The 25,805-nt window shown below is 65.0% G+C and carries 30 protein-coding genes; 26 read left to right on the forward strand and 4 right to left on the reverse strand.

The window, feature by feature from the left end:
* Positions 1 to 160 precede the first annotated feature (160 nt).
* The gene (argA, locus tag VPH40_RS09765) at positions 161 to 1,471 is read left to right on the forward strand and encodes an amino-acid N-acetyltransferase (RefSeq protein WP_046685875.1); all 1,311 of its coding nucleotides are present in this window, start codon (positions 161 to 163) and stop codon (positions 1,469 to 1,471) included.
* A 45-nt stretch (positions 1,472 to 1,516) separates the two neighbouring features.
* Here argA and kdsA read toward each other — a convergent pair whose 3' ends face one another.
* Complete coding sequence (gene kdsA / locus VPH40_RS09770) at positions 1,517 to 2,362, reverse strand: 3-deoxy-8-phosphooctulonate synthase (RefSeq protein ID WP_328573306.1); 846 nt, start codon at positions 2,360 to 2,362, stop codon at positions 1,517 to 1,519.
* A 219-nt stretch (positions 2,363 to 2,581) separates the two neighbouring features.
* Here kdsA and VPH40_RS09775 point away from each other — a divergent pair, with 219 nt between their 5' ends.
* Complete coding sequence (locus tag VPH40_RS09775; RefSeq protein ID WP_034750797.1) at positions 2,582 to 2,854, forward strand: oxidative damage protection protein; 273 nt, start codon at positions 2,582 to 2,584, stop codon at positions 2,852 to 2,854.
* 122 nt (positions 2,855 to 2,976) lie between these two features.
* Entirely contained in the window at positions 2,977 to 3,546 is a 570-nt protein-coding gene (locus tag VPH40_RS09780) for a DUF6622 family protein (RefSeq protein ID WP_328573354.1), read from the forward strand.
* A 32-nt stretch (positions 3,547 to 3,578) separates the two neighbouring features.
* Here VPH40_RS09780 and rpiA read toward each other — a convergent pair whose 3' ends face one another.
* Entirely contained in the window at positions 3,579 to 4,256 is a 678-nt protein-coding gene (rpiA, locus tag VPH40_RS09785; RefSeq protein ID WP_077407708.1) for a ribose-5-phosphate isomerase RpiA, read from the reverse strand.
* Positions 4,257 to 4,463: 207 nt separating this feature from the next.
* Here rpiA and VPH40_RS09790 point away from each other — a divergent pair, with 207 nt between their 5' ends.
* The 23 genes from VPH40_RS09790 to VPH40_RS09900 all read left to right on the forward strand — a co-directional run bounded on the left by VPH40_RS09790 (position 4,464) and on the right by VPH40_RS09900 (position 24,464).
* Complete coding sequence (locus tag VPH40_RS09790) at positions 4,464 to 4,832, forward strand: response regulator (protein WP_077407710.1); 369 nt, start codon at positions 4,464 to 4,466, stop codon at positions 4,830 to 4,832.
* A 2-nt stretch (positions 4,833 to 4,834) separates the two neighbouring features.
* Positions 4,835 to 5,461 (forward strand): chemotaxis protein CheC, encoded by a 627-nt coding sequence (locus VPH40_RS09795; protein ID WP_034786994.1) that lies wholly within the window; start codon positions 4,835 to 4,837, stop codon positions 5,459 to 5,461.
* A 5-nt stretch (positions 5,462 to 5,466) separates the two neighbouring features.
* Positions 5,467 to 6,438 carry a sensor domain-containing diguanylate cyclase gene (locus tag VPH40_RS09800; protein WP_328573307.1) on the forward strand — a complete coding sequence of 324 codons (972 nt, stop codon included), beginning with the start codon at positions 5,467 to 5,469 and terminating at the stop codon, positions 6,436 to 6,438.
* Between the two features lie 150 nt (positions 6,439 to 6,588).
* Positions 6,589 to 8,256, forward strand: a complete 1,668-nt coding sequence (locus VPH40_RS09805; protein WP_180278712.1) for a sensor histidine kinase — start codon at positions 6,589 to 6,591, stop codon at positions 8,254 to 8,256.
* Positions 8,253 to 8,954 (forward strand): response regulator, encoded by a 702-nt coding sequence (locus VPH40_RS09810; protein ID WP_251350351.1) that lies wholly within the window; start codon positions 8,253 to 8,255, stop codon positions 8,952 to 8,954. Before VPH40_RS09805 ends, VPH40_RS09810 begins: the two co-directional genes overlap by 4 nt.
* Positions 8,955 to 9,205: 251 nt before the next feature.
* Entirely contained in the window at positions 9,206 to 9,352 is a 147-nt protein-coding gene (locus tag VPH40_RS09815) for a hypothetical protein (RefSeq protein WP_158300249.1), read from the forward strand.
* A 70-nt stretch (positions 9,353 to 9,422) separates the two neighbouring features.
* On the forward strand, positions 9,423 to 9,605 hold the full coding sequence (locus VPH40_RS09820) for a Flp family type IVb pilin (RefSeq protein WP_035821247.1): 183 nt from the start codon (positions 9,423 to 9,425) through the stop codon (positions 9,603 to 9,605).
* A 94-nt stretch (positions 9,606 to 9,699) separates the two neighbouring features.
* Positions 9,700 to 9,873 carry a Flp family type IVb pilin gene (locus VPH40_RS09825; RefSeq protein WP_077407717.1) on the forward strand — a complete coding sequence of 58 codons (174 nt, stop codon included), beginning with the start codon at positions 9,700 to 9,702 and terminating at the stop codon, positions 9,871 to 9,873.
* Entirely contained in the window at positions 9,870 to 10,940 is a 1,071-nt protein-coding gene (locus tag VPH40_RS09830; protein WP_328573308.1) for a phosphatase PAP2 family protein, read from the forward strand. Before VPH40_RS09825 ends, VPH40_RS09830 begins: the two co-directional genes overlap by 4 nt.
* Positions 10,937 to 11,524: a prepilin peptidase gene (locus VPH40_RS09835; RefSeq protein WP_289916774.1), complete on the forward strand. Its 588-nt coding sequence runs from the start codon at positions 10,937 to 10,939 to the stop codon at positions 11,522 to 11,524. Before VPH40_RS09830 ends, VPH40_RS09835 begins: the two co-directional genes overlap by 4 nt.
* Positions 11,525 to 11,564: 40 nt before the next feature.
* Entirely contained in the window at positions 11,565 to 12,185 is a 621-nt protein-coding gene (locus VPH40_RS09840; protein ID WP_328573309.1) for a methyltransferase family protein, read from the forward strand.
* Positions 12,186 to 12,218: 33 nt separating this feature from the next.
* Entirely contained in the window at positions 12,219 to 13,565 is a 1,347-nt protein-coding gene (locus VPH40_RS09845) for an ATP-binding protein (protein ID WP_180278711.1), read from the forward strand.
* Positions 13,562 to 14,410 carry a Flp pilus assembly protein CpaB gene (gene cpaB / locus VPH40_RS09850; RefSeq protein WP_099666909.1) on the forward strand — a complete coding sequence of 283 codons (849 nt, stop codon included), beginning with the start codon at positions 13,562 to 13,564 and terminating at the stop codon, positions 14,408 to 14,410. The genes VPH40_RS09845 and cpaB overlap by 4 nt, the downstream gene beginning before the upstream one ends.
* 22 nt (positions 14,411 to 14,432) lie before the next feature.
* Entirely contained in the window at positions 14,433 to 16,019 is a 1,587-nt protein-coding gene (locus VPH40_RS09855) for a type II and III secretion system protein family protein (protein ID WP_099666908.1), read from the forward strand.
* 9 nt (positions 16,020 to 16,028) lie between these two features.
* Positions 16,029 to 16,307 (forward strand): pilus assembly protein, encoded by a 279-nt coding sequence (locus VPH40_RS09860; RefSeq protein WP_099666907.1) that lies wholly within the window; start codon positions 16,029 to 16,031, stop codon positions 16,305 to 16,307.
* Between the two features lie 46 nt (positions 16,308 to 16,353).
* Positions 16,354 to 17,901, forward strand: a complete 1,548-nt coding sequence (locus VPH40_RS09865; protein ID WP_289903961.1) for a TadE/TadG family type IV pilus assembly protein — start codon at positions 16,354 to 16,356, stop codon at positions 17,899 to 17,901.
* Between the two features lie 7 nt (positions 17,902 to 17,908).
* Positions 17,909 to 18,376 (forward strand): TadE/TadG family type IV pilus assembly protein, encoded by a 468-nt coding sequence (locus VPH40_RS09870; RefSeq protein ID WP_099666905.1) that lies wholly within the window; start codon positions 17,909 to 17,911, stop codon positions 18,374 to 18,376.
* Between the two features lie 10 nt (positions 18,377 to 18,386).
* Positions 18,387 to 18,905: a TadE/TadG family type IV pilus assembly protein gene (locus VPH40_RS09875; RefSeq protein ID WP_099666904.1), complete on the forward strand. Its 519-nt coding sequence runs from the start codon at positions 18,387 to 18,389 to the stop codon at positions 18,903 to 18,905.
* Between the two features lie 22 nt (positions 18,906 to 18,927).
* A complete protein-coding gene (locus VPH40_RS09880; RefSeq protein WP_289911138.1) occupies positions 18,928 to 20,079 on the forward strand; it encodes an AAA family ATPase in 1,152 nt (383 codons plus the stop codon).
* A 26-nt stretch (positions 20,080 to 20,105) separates the two neighbouring features.
* Positions 20,106 to 21,473 (forward strand): CpaF family protein, encoded by a 1,368-nt coding sequence (locus VPH40_RS09885; protein ID WP_099379045.1) that lies wholly within the window; start codon positions 20,106 to 20,108, stop codon positions 21,471 to 21,473.
* A 10-nt stretch (positions 21,474 to 21,483) separates the two neighbouring features.
* Positions 21,484 to 22,458 (forward strand): type II secretion system F family protein, encoded by a 975-nt coding sequence (locus VPH40_RS09890; RefSeq protein ID WP_099666902.1) that lies wholly within the window; start codon positions 21,484 to 21,486, stop codon positions 22,456 to 22,458.
* Positions 22,459 to 22,477: 19 nt separating this feature from the next.
* Positions 22,478 to 23,428, forward strand: a complete 951-nt coding sequence (locus tag VPH40_RS09895; RefSeq protein WP_328573310.1) for a type II secretion system F family protein — start codon at positions 22,478 to 22,480, stop codon at positions 23,426 to 23,428.
* A 13-nt stretch (positions 23,429 to 23,441) separates the two neighbouring features.
* Complete coding sequence (locus tag VPH40_RS09900; protein WP_328573311.1) at positions 23,442 to 24,464, forward strand: LytR C-terminal domain-containing protein; 1,023 nt, start codon at positions 23,442 to 23,444, stop codon at positions 24,462 to 24,464.
* 8 nt (positions 24,465 to 24,472) lie between these two features.
* Here the strand turns inward: VPH40_RS09900 and VPH40_RS09905 are convergent, their stop codons facing one another.
* Both VPH40_RS09905 and eda read right to left on the reverse strand, forming a co-directional pair.
* A complete protein-coding gene (locus VPH40_RS09905) occupies positions 24,473 to 24,985 on the reverse strand; it encodes a Rhs element Vgr protein (RefSeq protein WP_328573312.1) in 513 nt (170 codons plus the stop codon).
* Between the two features lie 188 nt (positions 24,986 to 25,173).
* Positions 25,174 to 25,803: a bifunctional 4-hydroxy-2-oxoglutarate aldolase/2-dehydro-3-deoxy-phosphogluconate aldolase gene (gene eda / locus VPH40_RS09910; protein WP_035821279.1), complete on the reverse strand. Its 630-nt coding sequence runs from the start codon at positions 25,801 to 25,803 to the stop codon at positions 25,174 to 25,176.
* Between the last annotated feature and the right edge of the window lie 2 nt (positions 25,804 to 25,805).

The following is a 25,805-nucleotide window of genomic DNA, read 5'->3' on the forward strand; positions in this document are numbered from 1 at the left end:
TGGCGGCCCTGCGCAGGCGTGGCCGCAGGCGCGGAAACATCCCCGCTGGCGGGCACATTTGCAACGGTGGAAGGAGGGGAAGACTTATTGCTGGCTGAAGACATTGTTTTTTACAGGTATTTTAAGCGCGCACATCGCGCAGCGAATTATAATGCGCTTAATGGAAAACCCTACCCAATTCGTCCAATGGCTGCGCTCAGTCGCGCCCTACATCCACGCCTTTCGCGGCAAGACCTTCGTGGTCGCCTTCCCCGGTGAACTCGTCAGCGCCGGGGCGCTGCAGGTGCTGGCCCATGATTTGTCCCTGCTGCATGCGCTGGACATCAATGTCACCGTCGTCTACGGCTCGCGGCCGCAGGTGGCGGAACAACTGGCCTTGCGTAACGTCGAAGGCCGTTTCCACAACGGCGTGCGCATCACGGACATTGCCGCGCTGGAATGCGCGAAGGAAGCCGCCGGCGAGCTGCGCCTCGATATCGAGGCCGCGTTCAGCCAGGGCTTGCCGAACACGCCCATGTCGCACGCGGCCATCCGTATCATTTCCGGCAACTTCATCACGGCGCGCCCGCTGGGCGTGATCGATGGCGTGGACCTGGAACTGACGGGCATCACGCGCAAGGTCGACGCCGAAACCATCCACTCCATCCTCGGCTCGGACGGCCTGGTGCTGCTCTCGCCGCTGGGATTCTCGCCGACGGGCGAAGCGTTTAATCTGACCATGGAAGACGTGGCCTGCAGCGCCGCCATCGCCCTGCACGCGGACAAACTGATTTTCATTACGGAAACACCGATGATGGAAGACGCCACGGGCGTGGAAATCCGTGAACTGTCGTCGCACCAGGCCGAAGCCGTGCTGATGGCCGGCTTCTTGCCCGACGCCACGGCGTTTTATTTGAAACATTGCGTCAAGGCATGCCACAACGGCGTCGAGCGCTCGCACATCGTGCCGTTCTCGATGGATGGTTCCGCCCTGCTGGAATTGTTTACCCATGATGGCGTGGGCACCATGATCAGCCATGAAAACCTGGAAAGCTTGCGCCAGGCCACCATCGAAGACGTGGGCGGCATCATCAAACTGATCGAACCGCTGGAAGCGGACGGCACTTTGGTCAAGCGGGGCCGCGAGCTGATCGAGCGCGAAATCGATTATTTCTCCGTCATCGAGCATGACGGCGTGATCTTCGGCTGCGCCGCCCTGTACCCGTTCCCCGCACAAAAGATGGCAGAAATGGCATGTTTGACGGTGAACCCGGAAGTGCAAGCCCAGGGCGATGGCGAACGCATCCTGAAACACATGGAAAACCGCGCCCGCGCCGCCGGCCTGAACAAGTTGTTCGTGCTGACCACGCGCACCTCGCACTGGTTCAAGAAACGGGGCTTCGTGCCGGCTACGGTCGACGATTTGCCAAAGGACCGCCAGCATATGTATAACTGGCAACGTAAATCCCAAGTGCTGATCAAGACACTGTAAAACTGAAAAAGCCCGGCATGCCGGGCTTTTTTTACATTCAGATCGTTATTTGATATTCAATGGGGCAAACGACTTGACCAGCTCGTCCAGTGCCTTCAATTGCGCCAGGAACGGCTCCAGCTGGTCCAGCGGCAAGGCGCTGGGGCCGTCGCAGCGGGCGTTGTCAGGATCAGGGTGGGCTTCCAGGAACAGACCGGCGATGCCGACGGCCAGGCCGGCGCGGGCCAGGTCCGCCACTTGCTGGCGGCGGCCGCCCGAAGCGGCGCCGCCGGGGTCGCGCTGCTGCAGCGCGTGCGTGACGTCGAAGATGATCGGCAAGTCGTCGCACGTCTTTTTCATGACGCCAAAGCCCAGCATGTCGACCACCAGGTTGTCGTAGCCGAGGCAGGTGCCGCGGTCGCACAGGATCAATTGATCGTTGCCCGCTTCCTTGAATTTTTCGACGATATTGGCCATCTGGCCAGGGCTGAGGAATTGCGGCTTCTTGATGTTGATGACTTTACCGGTTTTCGCCAGGGCCACGACGAGGTCCGTCTGGCGCGCCAAAAAGGCGGGCAATTGCAGCACGTCCACCACTTCAGCCACCTGCTGCGCCTGCCATGGTTCATGCACGTCGGTAATGACGGGCACGCCGAACGCCGCCTTCACGTCCTGGAAGATGCGCATGCCTTCTTCCAGGCCCGGACCGCGGTAGGAATGGATCGATGAACGGTTGGCCTTGTCGAAACTGGCCTTGAACACATATGGAATGCCCAGTTTTTGCGTGACGCGCACGTATTCTTCGCAAGCGCGCATGGCGAGATCGCGCGATTCGAGCACGTTGATGCCGCCAAACAGCGCAAAGCTGCCTGTATTGCTGACATCGATGCCATGGACTTTCACTGAGGTCATAGGGATTCCATATTGGTTAATTATTACTACTTGGTTGGAAGAGGCGCCGCCAGCGGCTGGCGCGATAAGGCATCTTACTAGCTAGGGCGGCGCAGATCAAATTTGATCCAGCGCAAGGGCGCGGCAAACGGCGTGTCGCCAGGCCGCGACGGCCCCGCGAGGGCAGGCGCAAAGTACCTTATAATCACGCTTTATCTCTACACTGATTCAGGAGCACAGATGGCCCGCACGATCCACTGCATCAAACTCAACAAGGAAGCCGAAGGACTGGATTTCCCGCCGTACCCGGGCGAACTGGGCAAGAAGATTTACGAATCCGTGTCGAAGGAAGCGTGGGCTGCCTGGCTCAAGCACCAGACCATGCTGGTCAATGAAAACCGCCTGAACCTGGCCGACGCGCGCGCCCGCAAATACCTGGCCACGCAGATGGAAAAGCATTTCTTCGGCGATGGCGCCGATGCGGCCATGGGTTACGTGCCGCCTACGGAATAAGCTGTATCGCTTGCCCGTGACCACGTCACGGGCAGTTACGCCTTCGTTTCACGCCTTTCCCCGCCGTTTCACGGCACCGCCTCCCCGTTTCGTCGCAAGCCGCTCGCCGCCCACGCCGCCGGCTGGCACAGTACGTCCATCGACAACCTCACACCAAGGCGGACACCATGTTGCAGCAAATCTTCAGCCACACTCCCCTCTACGTCTGGGCCATCCTGGGCTTTCTCGTCTACCGCGGCGTGCTGGCCAGCCGCGCCCGCGAAGTGAGCTTGCGCAAGCTGTGCATCATTCCCCTGGTCATGCTGGCCCTGTCGCTGAGCGGCGTACATGGCAGTTTCGGCTTGGCCGGCATGGCGCCGTTCGCCTGGGTCGCCGGCGCGCTGGCCGGCGCGGCGCTGGCATGGTCGCTGACCAAGACAGACACCATCGTGGCCATTCCCGAACGGAGCAGCGTGCAGCGCCCCGGCAGCTGGGTACCCATGATCTTGATGATGAGCATTTTCTGCATGAAATATGCGGTCGCCGTGACCCTGGCCGTCGCCCCCGCCTATGCCCATGCGGCCAGCTTCATCGTACCTGTCTGCCTCGCCTATGGCTGCTTCAGCGGCATCTTCCTCGGCGGCTTGCTGCGCACCGTGGCCGTGTACCGCCAGGCACACATGACAAGCGGCCCGCAAGGGGCCGCCGCTTAACACATCTATGCCGGCGAACGCCGGCTATCATCTTAGTACGCCAGGGTACGCACGCCTTCCGGCATGCCCAGCAGGCAAACGTTGGCGCCGCGCACGGCGAACAGGCCGACGGCGATGACGCCGACGATCTGGTTGATCTGCTGTTCCAGCGCCACCGGGTCGGCAATTTTCAAGCCCAGCACGTCGATGATCTCGCCGCCGTTATCCGTAATGAACGCTTCGGTAGTGCCTGCCTTCAGGCGCAGGCGGGGCGTGCCGCCCAGCGCGGCCAGCTGGCGCGACACGGCCGCGCGCGCCATCGGCACCACTTCCACCGGCAGCGGGAAGGCGCCCAGGGTTTCCACCAGCTTGGAGCCGTCGGCGATGCAGACGAACTGTTTGGATACGGAAGCAACGATTTTTTCACGCGTCAATGCCGCGCCGCCGCCCTTGATCATGGCGCCGCTGGCCGTGATTTCATCGGCGCCGTCGATGTAGACGGCGATCGACTCAACATCGTTCAAGTCGAAGACGGGAATGCCATGGCCGGCCAGGCGCGCGGCCGTCGCTTCGGACGACGCGACCGTGCCCTTGATGCTGTCCTTGATCTTGGCCAGTTCATCGATGAAGAAATTGGCGGTGGAACCGGTGCCGACGCCGATGATTTCACCTTTTACTACGTAGTCGATGGCGGCGCGGGCTACGGCTTGCTTCAATTCGTCTTGGGTCATGGCATTCAGGCTAAAGTGAGGAATGGCGCTATTTTAACGGATTGCCAGCCCGGCCAGCCGGCCATCATGACCGACAAGGCGCCGCGATACAACAGGCAAGCGCGAAAACCTTGCCCTAAGGCAATTGCGCGTCCATTTACACTCTATGCCCTTTAAAATATGCGAAAATGGCACGATAGCCCCGATATGACGTTTCAGGAATAGCACATGAATCACAGTAAACAGGTACTTGTTGTCGATGACAGCCGGGTTTCACGTTTGATGTCGCATCAGTTCATCCTCAGCAAACATGCCGACTGGCAAGTGATTGAGGCGGCGACGGGTGAGGAAGCCCTGGAAAAAGTCAAGACCGCCACCCCTGTGCTGATACTACTGGATGTCAACATGCCCGGCATGGGCGGCATCGCGGCGGCGGAACAATTGCGCGCGCTGTGTCCGCAGACGCACATCATTCTCGTCACGGCCAATGTGCAGAACGCCACCCGCAACCGCGCCAGCGAACTGGGCGTCGGCTTCATGGAAAAACCGATCACGGAAACGCGCATCCACCAGCTGATCGAATCACTGGGACTGTGAGCATGGTCAATCTTTCCGAACTCGAGAATGATGCCCTGGTAGAGATATTCAACATCGGGGTGGGCCATGCGGCGGCGGCCATGAGCGAGATCGTGAATGAAGAAGTCACCATGTCGGTGCCATCGATCACCTTCCTGAACCGTGCCGACGCGGCCGCCTTGCTGGGCAGCAAGAAGGATGGCGAACGCATCTGCGGCGTCAGCCAGCATTACGATGGCGCTTTCGCCACCGAAGCCATCCTGATGTTTCCCGAGGACAAGAGCCTGGAAATCGTGCGCCTGATGGTGGGCGACGCCATGCCGCTGCAGGAACTGACGGAGATGGAACAGGAGGCGATGAGCGAGATCGGCAACATCATCCTCAACTCCTGCGTCGGAACCCTGGCCAACCTGTTCGACAGCGAACTGCATGGCTCGCTGCCCCTGTACCACGTGGGCACCAGTGCGGAAATCCTGTCCTCGTTCGGCGGCCAGGATGACGAAGCCGTCGTGCTGATGCTGCATATCGACTTCGTGCTGTCCAAGCACCAGATCCATGGCTATGTGGCCTTCGTGCTCGACCTGTCCGCCCTGCACGACCTGAAACAGCAGGTCAGCCGCTACCTGGCCAAGGTCCTGGGACAGGCGTGACGATCATGCCGGATGCATTGCATCGACTCGCCCTGCTCGAGAGCATACTCGGCGCCGTGAACCTGGGCGCCATCGTGCTCGATGAACAGCACCGCATCGTGCTGTGGAACAGCTGGATGGCGCGCCACTCGGCCCGCCAGGCCGACGCCGTGCTGGGCCAGGATTTCTTCGCCGTCTTCCCGGAAATGCGGCACAAGCGCATCGATTCGGCCATCACCCAGGCCCTGCGCGACAATTTCCAGTCGCTGCTGTCGCAAACCCTGCACAAGGCGCCGTTTGCGCTGTACACGCATGGCGCGGCCACGGGCGGCAACGACGGCGAGGAACGCATGCAACAAGCCATCGCCGTCACACCGATCAATTTACCCGATTCGCCGCGCCACTGCCTGATCCAGATCAATGACGTCACCATCGCCGTGGGACGCGAAAAGCTGCTGCGCGAACAGACCATGGTCTTGCGCTCGCAAACCTTTTCCGACGGCTTGACGGGCATCGCCAACCGCCGCCACTTCGACGTGGCGATCGAGAAGGAAGTGCGGCGCGCCATGCGCACCAGCAGCCCGCTGTCGCTGCTGATGATCGACATCGACCATTTCAAGGATTACAACGACCATTACGGCCATCAGCAGGGCGATGATTGCCTGATCCGCGTGGCGGCCGAGCTGGCCGCCATGCTGCAGCGCCCCACCGACTTGCTGGCCCGCTATGGCGGCGAAGAGTTTGCCGCCATCCTGCCCGATACGGACGCGGCGCAGGCGCTGCGCATGGCCGAGGCGATCCGCCAGCATGCGGCCGACCTGCGCATTCCGCATGCCAAGACGGGCAATGAAGTCAAGCACATCACGGTCAGCATCGGCATCGCCACGCAGTACCCGCAGCAGCCGCTGGCCATCTCCGCCCTGATCGGCGCCGCCGACCGCGCCCTGTACCAGGCCAAGGGCGCCGGGCGCAACCGCGTGATGGCGCAGCCGCTATAAAAAAAGCAACGCAGGGCAAAGGATTCCAGTAGACATCTTTACGGCGTGTGCGTAGACTCGTCACTGATTGCAGCAACAATAACAAGAATTTATCTGTGGTATCTATCCCTGCGCATGGCCCACCCATGCGGGACATGGCCAGGAGCGCTTGTGAATCTCGATCCTCCCCTCATATCCGGCTTGCCGGGTGCCGGCATGGATACGACCATGGTGAACGGCATGCGCCTGCTGCTGTCGAGCGCCACCTTGCTGACCCTGTTCATCGACCCCGAAAGCGCCGGCAAGCTGAGCAAGATCACCTGGCTGATCTTTTCCGCCTACACCATGCACAGCCTGCTGCTCTATTTGCTGACCCTGCTGGGCCTCAGCCTGCCGCAGGATATCTTGCTGTACTGGCTGGACGTGGCCTGGTATGCGCTGATCGTGTTTTCCACCAGCAGCCACAACAATTTATTCTTCCTGTTCTTTTTCTTTGCCATCCTGACCTCGTCGTTCCAGCGGGGCTTTGAGGAAGGCGCGCGCGTCACCCTGGCCTCGGCCGGCCTGTTTGCCGCCACCGCCCTGTTCGGCGAAACGGATGCGGAGCTGTCGCGCCTGCTGTTGCGCACCACCTTCCTGCTGGCGCTCGGCTACATGATCGCCTACTGGGGCGGCTCGGCCATCACCCAGCGCAGCCACCTGGCGCTGCTGCGCGATGTCAGCCAGCTGTCCAATCCGCGCTTCGGCGTCGACCAGACCATCACCTCGGTGCTGGAAAAAACCCGCAGTTATTTCAACGGCCGCAGTTGCCTGCTGATCATGCAGGACAAGGGCACGCGGGTCTGGTCGCTGCGCAGCGTGATTCATACGGGCACGGGCGTCGTGCATACGAGTTCGATCCTCAGCGACGATGCGGCCAGTCCCCTGCTCGCTTTCCCGTACGACAAGATCGCCCTGTACAACCAGCCCGCCGGCCGCTGGCTGCCATGGTCAGGCGGCGCGCGCATGCTCGAGCCCGACAGCGGGCGCTGGCTGCGGCACGACGACGCGGCGGGCGGCCGCCTGGCCGAACTGCTTGAAGCGCACGCCTTCATCAGCGCGCCGCTGCCTTTGCGCAATGGCAAAGGCCGCATCTTCATCGTGTCCGCCACCAGCATGAGCAAGACGGACGCCCTGTTTCTCAGCCATATCGGCGCGCAGGCGTTTCCCGTCATTGAAAACATCGATCTGCTCGACCGCCTGGCGTCGCAGGCGGCCTCGCGCGAGCGCGAAAAGATCGCGCGCGACCTGCATGACACGGCCGTGCAGCCGTATATCGGCTTGCGCCATGGCCTGGCCGCCCTGCGCAACGAAGCCACGCCGGGCAACCCGTTGCTGCCCGAGCTGGAAAAGCTGATCATCATGTCGGGCCAGGTGATCACCGACCTGCGCAGCTATGCGCGCACGTTCAAGAATGGGCAAGTGCAAAGCGAGCCGGAACTGCTCGTCGCGCTGCGCCGCCAGGCCACGCAGATCCGCGAATTCTATGGCATCGACATCGCCCTGCATATCGAAGGCGACCTGCACATCAACGACCGCCTGGCGGCCGAAGTGTTCCAGATCGTCAACGAAGGCATGAGCAATATCCGCAAGCATACGTCGGCGCGCCACGGCGCCGTCAAGCTGACCTGCGTGCAGGGCGCGCTGCACATCAGCATCGACAACGAATGCGCCGCCGCGCACGTCCCCGACTTCCTGCCCGACTCGCTGGCCGAGCGCGCCGCCGCCCTGGGCGGCACCGCCCGCGTCACGCATGGCATGCTGGGCAACACCTCCGTGCAGATCGAGATCCCCATATGAATGACTTACGCCACATCCCTCCGGCCGGCCATGTTATCAGCGTCATGCTGGTGGACGATCACAAGACCATGCTGTGGGGCCTGGAGCGGCTGATCGGCGGCGAGCACTCGGGCATGCGCGTGGTCGCCACGGCCTCCGACAGCGCCGAGGCGCTGGAGCAGGCGAAGGCGCTGCAACCGGATGTGATCGTGCTGGACCTGGACCTGGGCGGCATCAGCTCGCTGGCCATCCTGCCCGCGCTGGCGCAGTGCGGCAGCACGCGCGTGCTGGTGCTGACGGCCAGCCACGACCAGGCCATCCTGGACCAGACGGTACTGAAAGGCGCGCGCGGCATCGTCAGCAAGGATGCGCCGGCGGAGATGGTCTTGAAAGCCATCGAAAAGGTGTACCAGGGCGAACTGTGGCTGGAACACGCGATGCTGGGACGCATGCTGACGCAGCTGACCCAGCCCGGCGGCGGCTCGGCACAAGCCATCGCCGTCGCCAGCCTGACCCTCAAGGAAAGAAAGATCATCGCCGCGCTGGTGCACGGCAGCGGCACGCCGGCCAAGCTGCTGGCGGACCAGTTGTTCATCTCCGAACACACCTTGCGCAATCACCTGACGTCGATCTACCGCAAGCTGGGCGTGTACAACCGCCTGGAACTGTACGCCTACGCCACCAAGCACCAGCTGGGCCAATTGCCGCCCGGCGCCTGACGCCGCCCTCCTGCACGGCCACTGCACGGCCGCGCACGCCCTTCCCCGCCACCTCCCTGCGCCAGCCACCGGCATGGCCTCCCTTCGCCCCTGCGCGCCAAACTCGACCATGACAATTGTCACGAAAAAAACAAGCAGTTCCTCCTCGCAATAAAAGGATGTTCTTCTGATGTAGATCAAGGTGCCGACTTCTATAGTGGATTTACCGGAGTGCAAATCACCGCGCGGCCCACCACAACACGGAGCACAGCATGCGCTTTGACAAGTTTCTTCCGACAGCCCTGATCACCTATTTACAGGGCAAGGAAAAGGCTGCGTTCTACCGCTATGCACTTGTGGCGGCCCTCATGGCGGTGGTCTGCATCATCGGACTGCTGGCACTGGGCGAAAGTCCATGAGTGCGCCAGGAAGCAACGCTGCCATGCCGTTTTACCCACCGCTGTACCTTAACCACCACCAGGAGTTGTCATGAACCTCATCAAAAACTTTATCCGCGAAGAAGATGGCGTCACCGCAATCGAGTATGGCCTGATCGCTGCCCTGATTGCCGTAGTGATCATCGCTGCCGTCACCATCGTCGGCACGCAGCTGAAAAAAACGTTCAGCACCATCGGCACCAAGCTCACCTCCGCCAATACCGCTGCCGCCTGAACACGGTACTCCGGGCTGGCACGTCGCCAGTCCGGTTACCGCCAGGTCAACGCCACAGGCAAGTTTCCCCCTGCTCACCTATCAGAGGCCCATCGTGAAAACTCTCTTCAGCCGTTTATCCGACGAGTCCGCCGTCACGGCGATCGAGTACGCGCTGCTGGCGGGCCTGATCGCGGCAGTGCTGGTGATCACGATCACCCTGCTCGGTGACCAGGTCAAGCTGCTGTTTGTCTACGTCAAGGACCAAGTGGTCCTGGCCCTGTCATGAATACCCTGCGCGCCTCGCTGCGCACCCACCGCGCCCTGCTGCTGATCGTGCTGCTGTATGCCGCCGCCGCGGCACTGCTGGCCGGCGGCCTGCCCAGCGCCTCGGACACCCTCAACGTACTGGCCGGCTTCCTCGTGGCCATCCTCACGGGCCCCGTCTTCATCCTGTGCGGCTACACCATCCATGTCATGGTGGTGAAACGCCCGCACCGCCTGTGCCACTATCTGTACCACGATCTGCGCCGCTACCTGAGCAACGAGCGCCTGCTGCACGCGCTGCCAGCCATGCTGCTGATCCCCGTCTTCGCCTCCAGCTTCACCGTCTTCAAGGCCGCCATCCCCCGCCTGCATCCGTACACCTGGGATGCCAGCCTGTCCGCCTGGGACATGGCGCTGCATGGCGGCAAGGCCCCATGGGAAAGGCTGCAGCCACTGCTGGGCCACCCGCTCATCACGGGCCTGCTCAACTTCAGTTACCACTTCTGGTTCTTCCTGTTCTACGCCATCCTGTACTGGCTCATCCTCGATACCCGCCGGCCGCTGCTGCGCATGCAGTTCCTGCTCAGCTTTGCGCTGACCTGGATCGCCCTGGGCAGCATCCTGGCCGTGCTGTTTGCCTCGGTCGGCCCCTGCTACTACGGCCACCTGCACGCCAGCGACCCGTATGCGCCGCTGATGGCCTACCTGCATGAGGCCAACCAGCACGTCCCCGTGTGGGCCCTGCAAGTGCAGGACATGCTGTGGCAAGGCTATCAAAGCAAGGGCACGAACGGCGAACTGGGCATCTCCGCCATGCCCAGCATGCATGTGGCCACGGCCGTGCTGATGGCGATCATGGGCTGGAAAGTGAGCCGCGCCGCCGGGCTCGCCTTGTCCGCCTTCGCCGTGCTGATCCTGCTCGGCTCCATCCACCTGGGCTGGCACTATGCGCTCGACGGTTATGTGGGCGCGGCCGGCGCGGCGCTGGTGTGGCACCTGGTAGGACGCATGCTGGGCAGCCAGGCCGCAGCCCCTGCCATGAACCTGGCCACGGCGCCCTGCCTGAGCAAGGGAGGACTGACATCATGAGCGCCCGCCTGCCCATGCTGCTGTGCCTGGCCGTGCTGGCCACCCTGCTTGCCGCCGCGCTGTGGCACGACCTGCGCACGCGCCGCATCCCCAACCTGCTGGTGCTGTGGGGTACGCTGGCGGGGCTGATCCTGAACAGCTTCGTGCCATCCGGCGACGGCCTGTTCGACGCCTCCTTCGGCGGCCTGGGCCTGCTGCAGGCGCTGGCCGGCGCCGGCGCCGGACTGGCCCTGCTGCTGCCCATGTACCTGCTGCGCGCCCTCGGCGCCGGCGACGTCAAATTGATGGCCATGTGCGGCGCCTTCCTCGGCCCCGATGCGGTGCTGGAAGCGGCCCTGCTGACCTTCCTGTGCGGCGGCGTGCTGGCCCTGGCCGCCGCGCTGGCAGGCCGCCGCCTGCGCCTGGTGCTGCGCAACACCTATCACATGATGCTGGGCGCGCTGCTGCACAGCCTTGCCGGCGGCGCCGCCACGATCGCCGAACCGCCGCCAGCCACCGGCAAGCTGGCCTACGCCTTCGCCATTGCCAGCGGCACCGCGCTGCAGGTGTTCCTGCAATACCACCATCTGTGGAGCCTGCGCTGAAACGCGCCGCTCCGACGACCAGCCACCACAGGACCCGACCATGCACACCCTCGCCACCCTCTGCCACTCGCGCCACGCCAGCCTGTTCACCAGTATCGCCATGGCCTGCCTGTGGACCTTCTTCGCCAGTGCCCACGTGGTGGGATTCCTGCAGGGCGGCGACTGGAGCTATTTGCTGTTCTGCGCCGCCGAAACCCTGGCCGCCCTGTTCTTCATCGTGCGCTCGGCCCCCGTCAGCGTCTCCACCGATGCGGGCGACTGGCTGCTGGCCATCGGCGCCACCTTCGCCCCCTTCCTGCTCTCGCCCGCCGACATGGCCATCTGGCCCGGCGCGCGCTACCTGCTGGCCCTCGGCAGCCTGCTGCAGATCGCCGGCCTGCTGTCGCTGAACCGCAGCTTCGGCCTGGTGGCGGCGCAGCGCGAGATCAAGACGGGCGGCGCCTACCGCGTGGTGCGCCATCCGCTGTATGCCAGCTACCTGATTTCCCTGAGCGGCTACCTGCTGGCCAATATCTCGCCCGTGAACGGCGTCGTGTACGTGCTGGCCATGCTGATGCTGGTGGCGCGTTTGCTGCGCGAAGAGCGCTTCCTGTCCACCGATGTGCGCTATCGCGTCTACATGCGGCAGGTGAAGTACCGCCTGCTGCCCTTCATTTTCTGATAACCGGCCACCCAAGCAAGAGGAGTACCTATCATGCCTGACACCTATCCAGAACGCAGCGACGGCGGCGGCATCGAGCCGGCAGCCAAGCGCGCGCCACGCACGGTCGAGGAAACGGGATTGCCCTTCCTGTTCCTGGTCGAACTGCTGGTCAAGATACTCTTCCTGCGCGGCCAGATCGGCCTGCCCGCCCTGTCGACGCACGTGAAACTGGGCGCCGGCGTACTCGAACCGCTGCTGACCTTCATGCGCGCCGAAAAGCTGTGCGAGGCACGCCGCAACGGCGGCAGCGGCACCGACGCCGACCTGTATTACCTGCTGGGCGATCAGGGCCGCCTGCGCGCCGCCGAATACATGCGCCGCAATGCCTACAGCGGTCCCGCCCCCGTCACCCTGGCCGACTACAGCAACCAGGTGCTGGCGCAAAGCGTGGCGGACATGCAGGTCACCCGCGACGACGTGCAGCGCGAATTTCGCGACGTGGTGGCCAGTTCGGCCGTGCTCGACCAGCTGGGCGCGGCCATGAATTCCGGGCGCGCCCTGTTCTTCCACGGCCCCGCCGGCAGCGGCAAGAGCTATCTGGCCGAGCGCCTGAACGGCCTGCTCAGCGGCGCCATCGCCCTGCCTCATGCCGTGATGGTCGACGGCGAAGTGCTGCCCTTCCTCGACCCCATGCTGCACACCCTGTCGCACGGCGGTTCCGTGCCGCCCGACCCGCGCTGGGTGCGCGCCGAGCGTCCCGCCGTGCTGACGGGCGGCGAGCTGACGCTCGACATGCTGGACCTGCAATTCGACCAGGGTAACCGCCTGTACCAGGCGCCGCCGCACCTGAAGGCCAATAACGGCATCTTCATCATCGACGACCTGGGCCGCCAGCGCTGCTCGCCCGTGGAACTGATGAACCGCTGGATCGTGCCGATGGCGCGGCATATCGATTACCTGTCGCTGCACACGGGCTACAAATTCCCCGTGCCCTTCGACGTCATCGTCGTGTTCTCGTCGAACCTGGCGCCGCAGCACCTGGCCGACGACTCCTTCCTGCGCCGCATCGGCTACAAGATCCACGTGGGCCCCCTGAGCGCCTACCACTACCTGGCCGTGTTCCGCAGCACCTGCGCCCAGCTGGGCATCAATTTCGACGAAGCCTCCTACACCTACCTGCTGCACCTGCACAGCCAATACCAGCGGCCCTTGCTGGCCTGCTATCCGCGCGACATCCTGGCGCAGGTGTGCGACCAGGCGCGCTATGAAGACCACGCAGCGCAGCTGAATCCGGAAGTGCTGCTGTGGGCATGGAAAAACTATTTCGGCAGCGATGACGACCTTGCAAGCACACATAACGGACCGGCAGCGGTCCAGCACAAAGGGGAAGCAAAATGAGAAACGCACGCGCTCTGACGATGATGGCCATTGCGGTCATCCTGGCGTTCGCCGCGGTCATCGTGGCCGCGCGCTGGATCAATGCCCAAGCCTCGGGCAACATCAACAAGGTGGCCGTGGCCCAGGTCGACATCAGCCTGGGCGCGCGCCTCACCCCCGACATGGTCCGCATGGTGGACTGGCCATCGAACGCGCTGCCGCCGGGCGCCGTCAACGATCCGAAACTGCTGGAAACGCGCGTCACGCGCACCAGCATCCAGCACGGCGAACCGATCATGGAAGGCAAGCTGGCGCCTCCCGGCACGCAAGGCGGCCTGTCGGCCGTCGTCGCCGAGGGCAAGCGCGCCATGACCGTGCGCGTCAACGACGTGGTGGGCGTGGCCGGCTTCGCCCTGCCCGGCAACTTCGTCGACATCCTCGTCAACACCCAGGGCGAAGGGGCGCGCAAGACACCGGACCGCGATCCGAACATTTCCAAGATCGTGCTCGAACGCATCCTCGTGCTGGCCATCGCCCAGGAATCGAGCCGCGACGACACCAAGCCCAAGGTGGTCAACGCCGTGACCCTGGAGCTGACACCGGAGCAGGCGGAAAAACTCGACCTGGCGCGCAGCGTAGGCACCCTGTCGCTGGTGCTGCGCAACCAGGTCGAGGACAAGCCCGTCAACACGGAAGGCGCCACCAAGTCCAGTTTGCTCGATGAAAAAGTCGCCATGGCAGCCCCCGCCGCCATGGTGCAAGCCAAGCCGCTCCCCCGCCGCCGTCCTGCCGCAGCAGCTGCGCCACAGGCCGGTCCACGCGTCGATGTCATCAAGGGGCTGGAACGCAGCTCCCAACAATTCTAACCTGCACCAGAGGAGCCTAGCCATGAGTACATATCGCACAGCAAGCGGCATCCGGGGCCTGCGCCTGGCGCTTGCCATCGCCGCCATCGGCGCCCTGGCGCCCCGGGCGCACGCCGAGCCAGTCGCCGCCACGACCGCTACCGCCGCCGCTGCCGAAACGGGCGCCGCCAGGAGCAGCCGGGCCGCCGTCCGTCCCAAGTCCACGCCGCCGCAAAGCGAATCGCGCGCCGGCCGCACCGAGATGGCGCCGCAAATGAGCCTGGCCGAAGGCAAATCGACCCTGGTGCGCCTGCCATTCGCCGCCAGCCGCATGTCCGTCGGCGATCCGCGCATCGCCGACGTGATCCTGCTCAACCCCACCGAGGTGTACCTGCTGGGGCGCTCCGTCGGCACCACCAACCTGATCTTGTGGAACAAGAGCAATGACGCCACCATCATCGACCTGGCCGTCGGCATCGACAGCAGCAGCCTGCAGGCACGCATGGCCGAGCTGCTGCCGAACGAAAAGATCCACGTCACGGTGGCAGGCGACACTCTGATCCTGTCGGGCATGGTCAGCGATGTCGTCAAGGCCGACCAGGCCCTGTCGCTGGCCAACGCCTATGTGCAGCGTAGCACCCGCAGCGGCGGCGCCACCTCCGGCGCAGCGCCGGCCGCAGGCGCCGCCGCTCCAGCCCCTGCACCCGATGCGGGCATGCCGCGCGTGATCAACCTGCTGTCGATCGCCGCGCCGCAGCAGGTGATGCTGGAAGTGAAGGTGGCCGAAGTGTCGAAGGTGCTGGTCGACCAGCTGGGCGCCAGCCTGGGCATCAACAAGACCATCGGCAGCTGGTCGTATTCGCTGCTGTCCAGCCTGCTCAGCAACAATCCCAGCGGCTTGAGCGGCGCCAGCAAGAACAACTTCTTCAACCTCGACGCGCAAAAACGCGATGGCCTGATCAAGGTGCTGGCCGAACCGAACATCATGGCCATCAGCGGGCAGGAGGCGAGCTTCCTGGCCGGCGGCAAAATCTTCATCCCCGTCAGCCAGACCAACAATGGCGGCGTGCCCACCATCACCCTGGAAGAGAAGGAATTCGGCGTGGCCGTGAAATTCACGCCCACCGTGCTCGAAGGGGGACGCATCAACCTGAAGGTGGCGCCGGAAGTGTCGGACCTGAACAAGGACGGCATCGGCATCACCGCCACCGGCATCTCGGCCACCGCCGTCCTGCCTTCGTTTACGACGCGGCGCGCCACCACCACGGTGCAGCTGTTCGACGGCCAGAGCTTCGCCATCGGCGGCTTGATCAAGAACAACGTGACCAGCAATATCAAGGCCTTGCCGGGCCTGGGCGAAGTGCCCGTGCTGGGCGCCCTGTTCCGCAGCACGGACTTCCAGACGGACCGTTCGGAACTGGTCTTCATCATCACGCCGCACCTGGTCAAACCGCTGCCGGCCGACTACAAGCTGCCCACCGACGGCTACATCCAGCCGACGCGCGGCGACATGTTCATGCAGGGAAAAATGGAAGGCAGCGCCCCTGCGCCCGCCCCCGCAGCGCCAGCAGCGCCCATGCAGCCGCAAGCGGCCGCGCCCCAGCCTGCCGCCGGCTTCGACCTCAAATAGGAGAACACCATGAAAACCGCTCATTGCCTGCCTTGCGCCGCCCTGGTATGCCTGCTGGCCGGCTGCACCGCCACCACCACGCCCGTGCTCGATTCGCACTTCGGCGAATCGGTGGCCCTGCTCAAGGCCCAGCAGATCATGTATCCGGACGCCTACCGCAATACCAACCCCGTCAGCGGCATCGACGGCAAGGCCGGCGCCAGCGCCTACCAGCGCTACCAGAAATCGTTTGCGGCGCCGGACCCGCAACCGAATGTGTTCACCATCGGCGTGGGCGGACGCCAGTAGGCGCCAGTCCCGCGATGCACTTCCCCCAGGCCACCAGGAGACAGCCATGAACACCGCATTCCGCAGGCACGACAAGCAGCAAGGCGCGATCGCCATCGTGCTGGGGCTGACCCTGGTGGTACTGTTTGCCATGGGCGGCCTGGTGCTGGACCTGGGCCACCTGTACATCGCCAAGACGGAGCTGCAGAACGGCGCCGACAGCTCGGCGCTGGCAGGCGCCGTGGAACTCAATCAAAGCGCCACCGGCATCGACAACGCGCAGACGAAGGCCATCGCCATCGCGCAAAAGAACCGCTACGATTTTTCCACCACCCTGACCATCACGGCCGCCAACATCAGCTTCGGCCCCAGCCCGGACGGGCCATGGTCGTCCGGCGCCAGCGCCCGCACCAGCCCCCAGGGCCAGACCTTCATCCGCGTCGACACGGGCAGCAAGACCTTCGCCACCTACCTGATGGGCATCGCCGGCATCGCCAGCACCAGCACCTCGGGCGTGGCGGTGGCAGGCCGCTTCGTCAACGACGTCACGCCGATCGGCGTGTGCGCCGTCGATCCGGCCAACAAGACGGCGCAATACACGTATCCGGCCGCGCCGGCCGGCACGGGCCTGACGGAACTGCTGGAATTCGGCTTTCGCCGCGGCGTCACCTACAACCTGTTCGGCCTCAATCCGCTGGGCGGCTCGTCCGATCCCTACCTGATCAACCCCGTCGACGCGCCCCCTGGCGCCTGCGACGCGTCGCATTCCAGCGCCAATTCCACCGCGCCGTTCATGTGCACGGGCAGCAGCGCCGTGGTCAGCAGCGGCTCGGGCAAGGTCTACACGAACACGGGCTTGAGCGCCGGCAAGATCGCCGCCGCCCTCAATTCGCGCTTCGACGATTATTCCTCGCCTTCCGTGTGCGACCCCGCGACGGCGCCGCCCGATACCAACATCAAGGAATATCCATGCAAGGGCGGCGGATCGCCCTGCGTCGCCAGCGCCGCCAACTCGCCGCCCACCGGCTGGATGGAACCGGGCGCCAGCACCTTGCCCAGCCAGCAATCGGTCAGCCTGTCCGGCAACAAGCCGAACTACCGCCTGCCGCCGACCTTCACGACGCCCGTGACGGCGGCCCAGGCGCAGTTCGCCGGCTACGGCGTGCTGTGGTCCTACGGCCCCGCCTACCAAAGCAACGGCGCCACCCCGGCCAAGGCCGGCACGGCCTACAGCGTCGCGGACGCCAACGCCAATCCCATGTACAGCACGGCCAAGGCGAACTACTTCGACACGGCCAGCTACCCCGTCAGCCCCGGCGCAAGCTTTCCTGCCAGTACGCCGCCTTCGCCGTACAACCAGACCAGCGGCCCCACGTTCCAGGCGCCCTCGGCAGCCCATCCGGGCCGCAACAACCGGCGCATCCTCAACGTGGTGCTGGTCGACTGCCGCACGGCGCCCGTGGGACCGGCCTCGTGCGGCTCCATGGATGCCGTGGGCATCGGCAAATTCTTCATGACGATGAAGGCCGATTTCAGCGGCGGCGCGCGCCTCGACGTCGAGTTCGCGGGCCTGATCGAGCCCGTGCCGAATTCCGAAATCAAACTCTACAAGTGAGGCGGCCATGCGCATCCCCCTTTCCCCCCTCAGGCAGCGCGGCGGCGCCGCCGTCGAATTCGGCATCGTGCTGGCCCTGCTGGTCACCCTGCTGGCCGGTATCTTCGGCTTCGGCCGCGCCTTCTGGTACTACGACGCGCTGACCAAGGCCACGCGCGACGCGGCGCGCAACATGTCCGTCAAGGCCAAGGCGAGCATCTCCTCGCAGGGCGTGCCGGCGGCCAGGCAGACGGTGGTCGATGCGGCCGTCAGCGCCGGCATCAGCGGCTTCACCACGGCCAACGTGACGGTTACCTGCCTGGACGCGAGCTTCAACGACAGCAGCTGCACCGATGGCACGGCGCCGGGCGGCATCCGCGTCGAAGTCGTCAACTACACGCTGTCGGTGGGCCAGTACCTGCCCTTCGTCATCGGCGCGGCCAGCAGCTATGCCACGCCGCTGTCGCCGCGCACCACCATGCGCTACATGCTGTAAGGAGAACGCCATGCGCCACCGCCTTCCGCTTGCACCCCGGGCCGGCCGCCAGCACGGCGCCGCCGCCGTCGAATTCGCCCTGGTGGCGCTGCTGTTTTTCACCCTGCTGTTCGGCATCCTCGAATTTGGCCGCATGCTGTACCTGTACAACACGGTGCAGGAAGTGAGCCGCCGCGCCGCGCGCGAAGCCGTGGTGCGCTGGATCGACCAGACCGACGCCGTGAAAACGCTGGCCCTGTTCGGCGGCACGGCCCTGCCGGCCGCCCCGGAACTGACGGCCGCCAACATCACCATCAGCTACCTGAACAAGAGCGGCGCCGAAGTGACCTCGCCGCCCACCGATCCCGGCGACAACCTGTCGGCCTGCGGCGACAACACGCGCACGGCCAGCTGCATCGACAGCGTGCGCGTATCGATCGACAACGTCAGCTATACGCCGATGGTCAGCCTGTTCGGTTTTCTCAATATCGCCGTACCCGCCTCGGTGGTGGTCATGCACGCCGAAAGCCTGGGCTTCCAGATCAACTGAACGCCTTTACCAGGAGTACCACGTGAATATCGTCATCGTCTCGAAAAATGAAGCCCAGCTCAAGCGGCTCACCCGCCTGCTGCGCGAACGCAGCGCGGCCGACCGCGTCGCGCTGCTGGCGAGCATACCGGATGTCTTCGACAACGGCGTCACGCCGGACTTGCTGCTGCTGGAGCAGGAGCAGACGGGCGAAGCGGAGCTGGAACAGCTGGAACTGCTGGGCGGGCGCCATCCGAACCTGGCCATCATCGTGCAATGTACGCAGCAAAATCCGCAATTCCTGCTGCGCTCGATGCGCGCCGGCGTGCGCGAAGTGCTGCAGCCGGACGACGACGCAGCCCTGTGCGCCGCCTTGCGCCGCATCGAGGAAAAACTGCAAAAACAGGTCACGCGCAAGGGCCAGGTACTGGCCTTCGTCTCGTGCAAGGGCGGCAGCGGCGCCACCTTCATCGCCGCCAACCTCGGCTACGCGCTGGCCGCCGGCGAGCAGCGCAAGGTGGCGCTGTTCGACCTGAACCTGCAGTTCGGCGACGCCGCCCTGTTCGTCTCGGACCACAAGCCGGCCACCACCCTGTCGCAGCTGTCGCAGCAGATCGTGCGCCTCGACGCTTCGCTGCTCAGCGCCAGCATGATCCAGATCACTCCCGCCTACAGCGTGCTGGCAGCCGCCGACGATCCCGCCCATGCGGCCGATGTCGAAGCCGACCATATCGACCGTCTGCTGACCCTGGCGCGCAGCCAGTACGACTACATCCTGCTCGACGTGGGACGCGGCCTCGACCCCGTCAGCGTACGCGCGCTGGACCGGGCCGACCTGATCTTCCCCGTGCTGCAGGCAACGCTGCCCTATGTGCGCGACGGCAAGCGCCTGCTCGACGTGTTCCGCGGCCTGGGCTACCGCGAAGACAAGATCCGCCTGATCCTGAACCGCTATGCCAGCAGCGACAACATCCGCGTGGCCGACCTGGAAGCGGCGTACGGCAAGCACGTCTACAAATCCATCCCCAACCACTACGAGGCGGTGGCGGCCTCCGTCAGCCAGGGCGTGCCCATCCTCAAGCTGGCGTCGCACAATCCCGTCTCGCGCGCCCTGCAGGAACTGGCCGCCAGCCTGGCCGGCGAAACCCCGCCCGCCGCGCAAGGCTGGGTTTCGCGGCTGCTGGCGCGCGCCTGATCCCCCCTATTTACCGGAGACCGACCATGACTGCCGAAAAACTCACCCTGCGGGACCGCCTGGGCTATGCCCAGGATGACGCCAGCCTGAATGACGATGCCGCGCACCAGGGCGCATCGAGCCAGAGCTACCAGCAACTCAAGCACCGCACCCACCAGGCGCTGCTCGACCGCGTCGACCTGGAGGGCATGCAGCGCCTGTCGCGCGAACAGATCCGCGAAGAGCTGAAAATCCTCGTCAGCGACGTGCTCACGGAAGACAATGTGGTGATCAACGAGCTGGAACGGCGCTCGCTGATCCGCGACATCCAGGATGAGGTGCTCGGCTTCGGCCCGCTCGAACCGCTGCTGGCCGATCCCGGCGTGTCCGATATCCTCGTCAACACCTACCGTCAGGTGTATGTCGAACGCCATGGCCGCCTGGAGCTGAGCGACGTCTGCTTCACCGACGACGCCCACCTGATGAAAATCATCGACAAGATCGTCTCGCGCGTGGGCCGGCGCATCGATGAATCGAGCCCCATGGTCGATGCGCGCCTGCCCGACGGTTCGCGCGTCAACGCCATCATTCCGCCGCTGGCCATCGACGGTCCCGTGATGTCGATCCGCCGCTTCTCGGCCCAGCCCCTGCGCCTGGCCGACCTGATGCTCAAGCACAGCCTGACGGAGGAAATGAGCACCACCCTGCAGGCGCTGGGCAAGGCCAAGGTCAACATCCTGATCTCGGGCGGCACGGGCAGCGGCAAGACCACCATGCTCAATGCGATTTCCGGCTTCATCAGCACGGCCGAACGCATCGTCACCATCGAGGACGCGGCCGAACTGCAGATGCAGCAGCCGCACGTGGTGCGCCTGGAAACGCGGCCCGCGAACATCGAGGGCAAGGGCGAAGTGACGCAGCGGGCGCTGGTGCGCAACGCGCTGCGCATGCGTCCCGACCGCATCATCCTGGGCGAGGTGCGCGGCGCCGAGGCGCTCGACATGCTGGGCGCCATGAACACGGGCCACGAAGGCTCGATGGCCACCATCCACGCCAACACCCCGCGCGACGCGCTGACGCGGCTGGAAAACATGATCAGCATGGCCTCGGCGGGCCTGCCCGTGAAAGCCATGCGCCAGCAGATCAGTTCCGCCATCAGCGTGGTGGTGCAGGTGGCGCGCCTGACGGACGGCAAGCGCAAGATCATTTCGATCCAGGAGATCACGGGCATGGAAGGCGAGATGATCACCATGCAGGAAATCTTCACCTTCCGCCAAACGGGCATCGGCGAGGACGGCACGGTGCAGGGCCACTTCCATGCCAGCGGCGTGCGGCCGCATTTCCTGGAACGCCTGCGCGCCTTCGGCATCAGCCTGCCGGAAACCCTGTTCGATCCCGCCCGCCAGTACCATTAAGGGGAGCATCATGGACTATCTCTATTACGTATTCGCCATCCTCACCTTCATCGCCGTGGTGCTGCTGATCGAAGGACTGTACCTGGCGTGGAACACGTCGCGCGGCCCGGAAGCGGAACGGGTCGCGCGCCGCCTGCGCATCATGTCGGCCGGCGCGCATGGCGACGCGGGCAGTTCGATGATCAAGAAGCGCCTGCTGAGCGACACCCCGGCCCTGCAGCGCGTGCTGCTCAGCGTGCCCCGCGTGCATGCGCTCGACCGCCTGCTGGAACAGTCGGGCCTGAGCTGGAGCGTAGCCAGCTTCGCCGGCGTGATGCTGGCCTCGGCCGGCGCGGCGTTTTTGCTGCTCAGCTACTTCGCCGTGCCGTGGCTGCTGCGCCTGCCCCTGGTGGCCGGCGCGGCCCTGCTGCCGCTGCTGGTGGTCTTGCGCGCCAAGGCCAAGCGCCTGCAGCGCATCGAGCAGCAATTGCCCGATGCCCTGGACCTGATGGCGCGTGCCCTGCGCGCCGGCCACGCCTTTCCCACCGCCCTGAAAATGGTCGGCGATGAAATGAACGCGCCGCTGGCCGTGGAATTTCGCGCCACCTTCGACGAAGTCAATTTCGGCATCGCCATGCAGGATGCCCTGATGAACCTGGCCACGCGCGTGCCCAGCACGGACTTGCGCTACTTCGTCATCGCCGTGCTGATCCAGCGCGAAACGGGCGGCAACCTGGCCGAACTGCTCGACAGCATCAGCCGCATCATCCGCGAGCGCATCAAGCTGCTGGGACAGGTGCGCGTGCTGTCGGCCGAAGGCCGGCTGTCGGCCTGGATCCTGTCGCTGCTGCCCTTCGGCGCGGCGGCCATGATCCACCTGACCAATCCGCAGTTCCTGGAAATGCTGTTCGTCGACCCGGGCGGACGCAAGATGCTCGTCGGCGCCCTGCTGCTGATGGTGTGCGGCGTCCTGGTCATGCGCAGTATCATCCGCATCCGTGTCTGAGCCCGCAAGGAGAATCCTCATGAACCCCGTCCATTTCGCCTTCCTCGCCCTGCTTTTCATTGCCGTCTTCGGCACCGTGCTGGTGGCCATGCGCAGCTTTGCACCCGATCCCTTGCGCCAGCGCATGGACAACGCCACCGGCAAGAGCGCGGCGGCGCCTGGCGCCTCATCGGCGCCCAGCCCCTGGCTGGCGCGCATGGTGCGCCTGAGCGGCCCCCTGGCCAAACTGTCGCTTCCCGACCAGGGCTGGGAAGGCTCCGTGATGCGCCGGCGCTTCATGAATGCCGGCTTGCGCCAGGCGTCGGCGCCCATCCTGTTCTTTTCCGCCAAGACCATGCTGGCCATCGGCCTGCCCCTGCTGCTGTTCCTGGGACTGAGCGCCTCAGGCAGCCAGATGGCGGGCAAGGCATTGCTGTTCTGGCTGCTGATCGTCGCCGCCATCGGCTACTACCTGCCCAATATTGTCCTGGCGCAAATGATCAAGCGGCGCCAGCGCGATATCTTCGAAAGCTTTCCCGATGCGCTGGACTTGATGACGGTGTGCGTGGAAGCGGGCCTGGCCATGGATGCGGCGTTGGCTAGGGTGGCCGCGGAGATTTCCCTGAAAAGCGCCGTGCTGGCCGAGGAACTCCACCTGGTGATGCTGGAACTACGCGCCGGCAACACCAGGGAGCGGGCGCTGCGCAACCTGGCCCTGCGCACGGGCGTCGAGGATGTCGACGCGCTGGTGGCCATGCTGATCCAGGCCGAGCGCTTCGGCACCAGCATCGCCGCCTCGCTGCGCGTGCAGTCGGACCAGCTGCGCACCAAGCGCCGCCAGATGGCCGAGGAAGAAGCGGCGAAGATCGCCCTCAAGCTGCTGTTCCCGCTGATCTTTTTCATCTTCCCGTCGCTGCTGGTCGTCCTGATGGGACCAGCCTTCCTGCAAATTTACCGCGTGCTCCTGCCCAGCATGGGCAGCGGCAACTGACCGGAGAACCGCCATGTCACAGCACACCACCCTGATGCTCATGCTCGCCTGCGCCGGCCTGCTGCCCGCCTGCGGCCACCTGCCCGGCCCGGTCAGCCAGGGCAGTCACGCTGCGCCGCCCCAGGCGCGCATCGATGACAGCGCCGCCACCCGCACCACCGCGTTCTGCAAGCTGGGCAAGCGCCTGCAGGAACTGGGCGATCAGCGCGCGGCGCTGGCGGCGTACCACGACGCCCTGCTGCTGACACCCGACTCGGCCGATGCGCGCAATGGCGCCGCCGTGCTGCACGCGCAGCTGGGCCAGCTGGAAACGGCCCGCACCATGCTGCAGGCGCTGGCACAGGAGGTGCCGACGGCCAGGACCTACAACAACCTCGGCTACGTGCTGTACCTGCAGGGCGATTACGCGCAGGCGGCAAGCGTGCTGCGCCAGTCGCTGCAGCTCGACAACGGCCAGCAACCGGCGCGCGCCAACTTGGAACTGGCCATCGCGGCGCTGGCGCGCAGCATCGGCACGGTCGATGTGGCCGATGCGGGCGATGCCGCCACGCAGTCCCTCGCGCCCGACCTGGCGCCAGCGGCGCCTGCCAGCCGCCTGCAACTGACGCAATTGCAGCCGAATATCTTCGCGCTGAGCTGGCGCGATGCTCCCGTGGCGGCGCGCGCCGCCTTGCCAGCCCTGGCAAAAACGGTGGCGCCGGCGGCGCCGCTGCCACGGCTGGAAGTCATCAACGGCAATGGCGAAACGGGGATGGCGGCGCGCATGCGCGGCATGCTGGGCGGCATGGGCATCAGCGTGCTGCGGCTGGGCAACCAGCGGCCATACGGCGTCCAGGCCAGCAGCATCGTCTACCGGCCCGGCCATGCGCAGGCGGCCGCCACCCTCGCCCTCGCCTTGGGCGGCATGCCGCAACTGCAAGCGTCTGATGACAGCGGCATCGGCACGGGCGCCGACCTGCGTTTATTGCTGGGCAAGGATGCGGCGGCCAGCCTGCGCGCACCGGATGCGCGCCTGGCATCGAACACGGTACCGTGACGGCGGCATCAGCGCGGCAGCAGGCGGCGGTCGGCGGGATCGAGCAGGAAGCCCTGCAGGATCTCCTGCAGTTGCGGCAGCTTCGCCACATAGGCGGGGATGCCCAGCTGGCGTGCGCCGAAGTAGTGGGCGATGAGGTCGCCCTGCTGTTCCATGTTGAAGTCGGACAGGACGCCGCCCGCCTGCGCGTCGTAGCGGTAGGCGCGCTGCTGGATGTAGCCGCCGCGCAGCGCCAGCAACACGCCATGCAGCAGCACGCTGTAGCCGAGCTGGTATTGCCACACATGCACCATCTCGTGGATGAAGAACAGCTTGCCGCCATTGCCTTCGCGGGAAAAATCGTCGCGGTACTGGGCCGGCATGAAGTGCAGGCTGCCGCGCGGCGTCATGGCCGTGTTCTGGTCCTGCAAGCCGAATGGTAGAAAGGAGCCGCGCACGACGCGCACGCGCGCGTAGTCGATGGCGCCCTGGAAGACGCTGCGGGCCATGGCGGTTTCGCCGATGGTGAGGGGGCGGCGCAAGACGCGCATAAGAAGAGGAGAAGAAAGCGCGGCAGGCATGCAAGCCTGCCGCATTATCAAAGCGTCAAGTCCCTGACAGAAGCGTAGCGAGCGGCAGCGATTTGTGGCCAAGAAGCGCAACCGTGCTGGAGCACAGTGAGCATCGCAGGCCGCAAAGCGCGACGCGCAGTAGCTTATGTCAGGTACGACTAAACCGAGCGCAGGCCGCTGGCTGCCTTGGCGATTTCCGTGATGCGGTCCCAGTTGCCGGCCGCGATCGCGTCTTTCGGCGTCAGCCACGAGCCGCCCACGCAGGCGACGTTCTTGCACGCCAGGAACTGCGATGCCGTCTCTTGCGAGATGCCGCCCGTCGGGCAGAACGTGATGTCCGGCAGCGGGCCGTAGATGGCGTTGAGCATGCCGATGCCGCCCGCCGGCACGGCCGGGAACAGTTTCAGCTGCTGGAAGCCGTTTTCACGCGCCGCCATCACTTCACCGGGCGTCATCACGCCTGGCAGCAGGGGCAAGCCGCTGCTTTTCGCCGCCGCCACCAGCGCGGACGTCAGGCCTGGCGAGACGCCGAAGACGGCGCCCGCATCGCGTGCCTGCGCGAATTCCTCGGGACGGGTCAGGGTGCCGACGCCGACGATGGCGCCCGGCACTTCCGACATGGCGCGGATCGCTTCCAGGCCGTGCTTGGTGCGCAGGGTCACTTCCAGCACGCGAATGCCGCCCGCCACCAGCGCGCGCGCCAGCGGTACGGCGTGTTCAGGATCGTCGATCGCAATCACGGGGATCACGCTCGAGGTGCGCATAATTTCCAGTAGTGTCATGGTCATCT

Origin of the sequence: Janthinobacterium sp. P210005, from assembly GCF_036231865.1 — a bacterium.
In the GTDB taxonomy this organism is placed as follows: domain Bacteria; phylum Pseudomonadota; class Gammaproteobacteria; order Burkholderiales; family Burkholderiaceae_D; genus Janthinobacterium; species Janthinobacterium kumbetense.

Excerpts from the sequence above, each read along its gene's own strand:
- VPH40_RS09890 (WP_099666902.1), top strand. The coding sequence starts at position 21,484 with ATGGACTATCTCTATTACGTATTCGCCATCCTCACCTTCATCGCCGTG.
- VPH40_RS09900 (WP_328573311.1), top strand. The coding sequence starts at position 23,442 with ATGTCACAGCACACCACCCTGATGCTCATGCTCGCCTGCGCCGGCCTG.
- VPH40_RS09790 (WP_077407710.1), top strand. The coding sequence starts at position 4,464 with ATGAATCACAGTAAACAGGTACTTGTTGTCGATGACAGCCGGGTTTCA.
- VPH40_RS09845 (WP_180278711.1), top strand. The coding sequence starts at position 12,219 with ATGCCTGACACCTATCCAGAACGCAGCGACGGCGGCGGCATCGAGCCG.
- VPH40_RS09810 (WP_251350351.1), top strand. The coding sequence starts at position 8,253 with ATGAATGACTTACGCCACATCCCTCCGGCCGGCCATGTTATCAGCGTC.
- eda (WP_035821279.1), bottom strand. The coding sequence starts at position 25,803 with ATGACCATGACACTACTGGAAATTATGCGCACCTCGAGCGTGATCCCC.
- kdsA (WP_328573306.1), bottom strand. The coding sequence starts at position 2,362 with ATGACCTCAGTGAAAGTCCATGGCATCGATGTCAGCAATACAGGCAGC.
- VPH40_RS09835 (WP_289916774.1), top strand. The coding sequence starts at position 10,937 with ATGAGCGCCCGCCTGCCCATGCTGCTGTGCCTGGCCGTGCTGGCCACC.
- VPH40_RS09840 (WP_328573309.1), top strand. The coding sequence starts at position 11,565 with ATGCACACCCTCGCCACCCTCTGCCACTCGCGCCACGCCAGCCTGTTC.
- VPH40_RS09870 (WP_099666905.1), top strand. The coding sequence starts at position 17,909 with ATGCGCATCCCCCTTTCCCCCCTCAGGCAGCGCGGCGGCGCCGCCGTC.
- VPH40_RS09820 (WP_035821247.1), top strand. The coding sequence starts at position 9,423 with ATGAACCTCATCAAAAACTTTATCCGCGAAGAAGATGGCGTCACCGCA.
- cpaB (WP_099666909.1), top strand. The coding sequence starts at position 13,562 with ATGAGAAACGCACGCGCTCTGACGATGATGGCCATTGCGGTCATCCTG.
- VPH40_RS09865 (WP_289903961.1), top strand. The coding sequence starts at position 16,354 with ATGAACACCGCATTCCGCAGGCACGACAAGCAGCAAGGCGCGATCGCC.
- VPH40_RS09855 (WP_099666908.1), top strand. The coding sequence starts at position 14,433 with ATGAGTACATATCGCACAGCAAGCGGCATCCGGGGCCTGCGCCTGGCG.
- VPH40_RS09875 (WP_099666904.1), top strand. The coding sequence starts at position 18,387 with ATGCGCCACCGCCTTCCGCTTGCACCCCGGGCCGGCCGCCAGCACGGC.
- VPH40_RS09800 (WP_328573307.1), top strand. The coding sequence starts at position 5,467 with ATGCCGGATGCATTGCATCGACTCGCCCTGCTCGAGAGCATACTCGGC.
- VPH40_RS09830 (WP_328573308.1), top strand. The coding sequence starts at position 9,870 with ATGAATACCCTGCGCGCCTCGCTGCGCACCCACCGCGCCCTGCTGCTG.
- VPH40_RS09895 (WP_328573310.1), top strand. The coding sequence starts at position 22,478 with ATGAACCCCGTCCATTTCGCCTTCCTCGCCCTGCTTTTCATTGCCGTC.
- rpiA (WP_077407708.1), bottom strand. The coding sequence starts at position 4,256 with ATGACCCAAGACGAATTGAAGCAAGCCGTAGCCCGCGCCGCCATCGAC.
- VPH40_RS09885 (WP_099379045.1), top strand. The coding sequence starts at position 20,106 with ATGACTGCCGAAAAACTCACCCTGCGGGACCGCCTGGGCTATGCCCAG.
- VPH40_RS09860 (WP_099666907.1), top strand. The coding sequence starts at position 16,029 with ATGAAAACCGCTCATTGCCTGCCTTGCGCCGCCCTGGTATGCCTGCTG.
- argA (WP_046685875.1), top strand. The coding sequence starts at position 161 with ATGGAAAACCCTACCCAATTCGTCCAATGGCTGCGCTCAGTCGCGCCC.
- VPH40_RS09775 (WP_034750797.1), top strand. The coding sequence starts at position 2,582 with ATGGCCCGCACGATCCACTGCATCAAACTCAACAAGGAAGCCGAAGGA.
- VPH40_RS09795 (WP_034786994.1), top strand. The coding sequence starts at position 4,835 with ATGGTCAATCTTTCCGAACTCGAGAATGATGCCCTGGTAGAGATATTC.
- VPH40_RS09815 (WP_158300249.1), top strand. The coding sequence starts at position 9,206 with ATGCGCTTTGACAAGTTTCTTCCGACAGCCCTGATCACCTATTTACAG.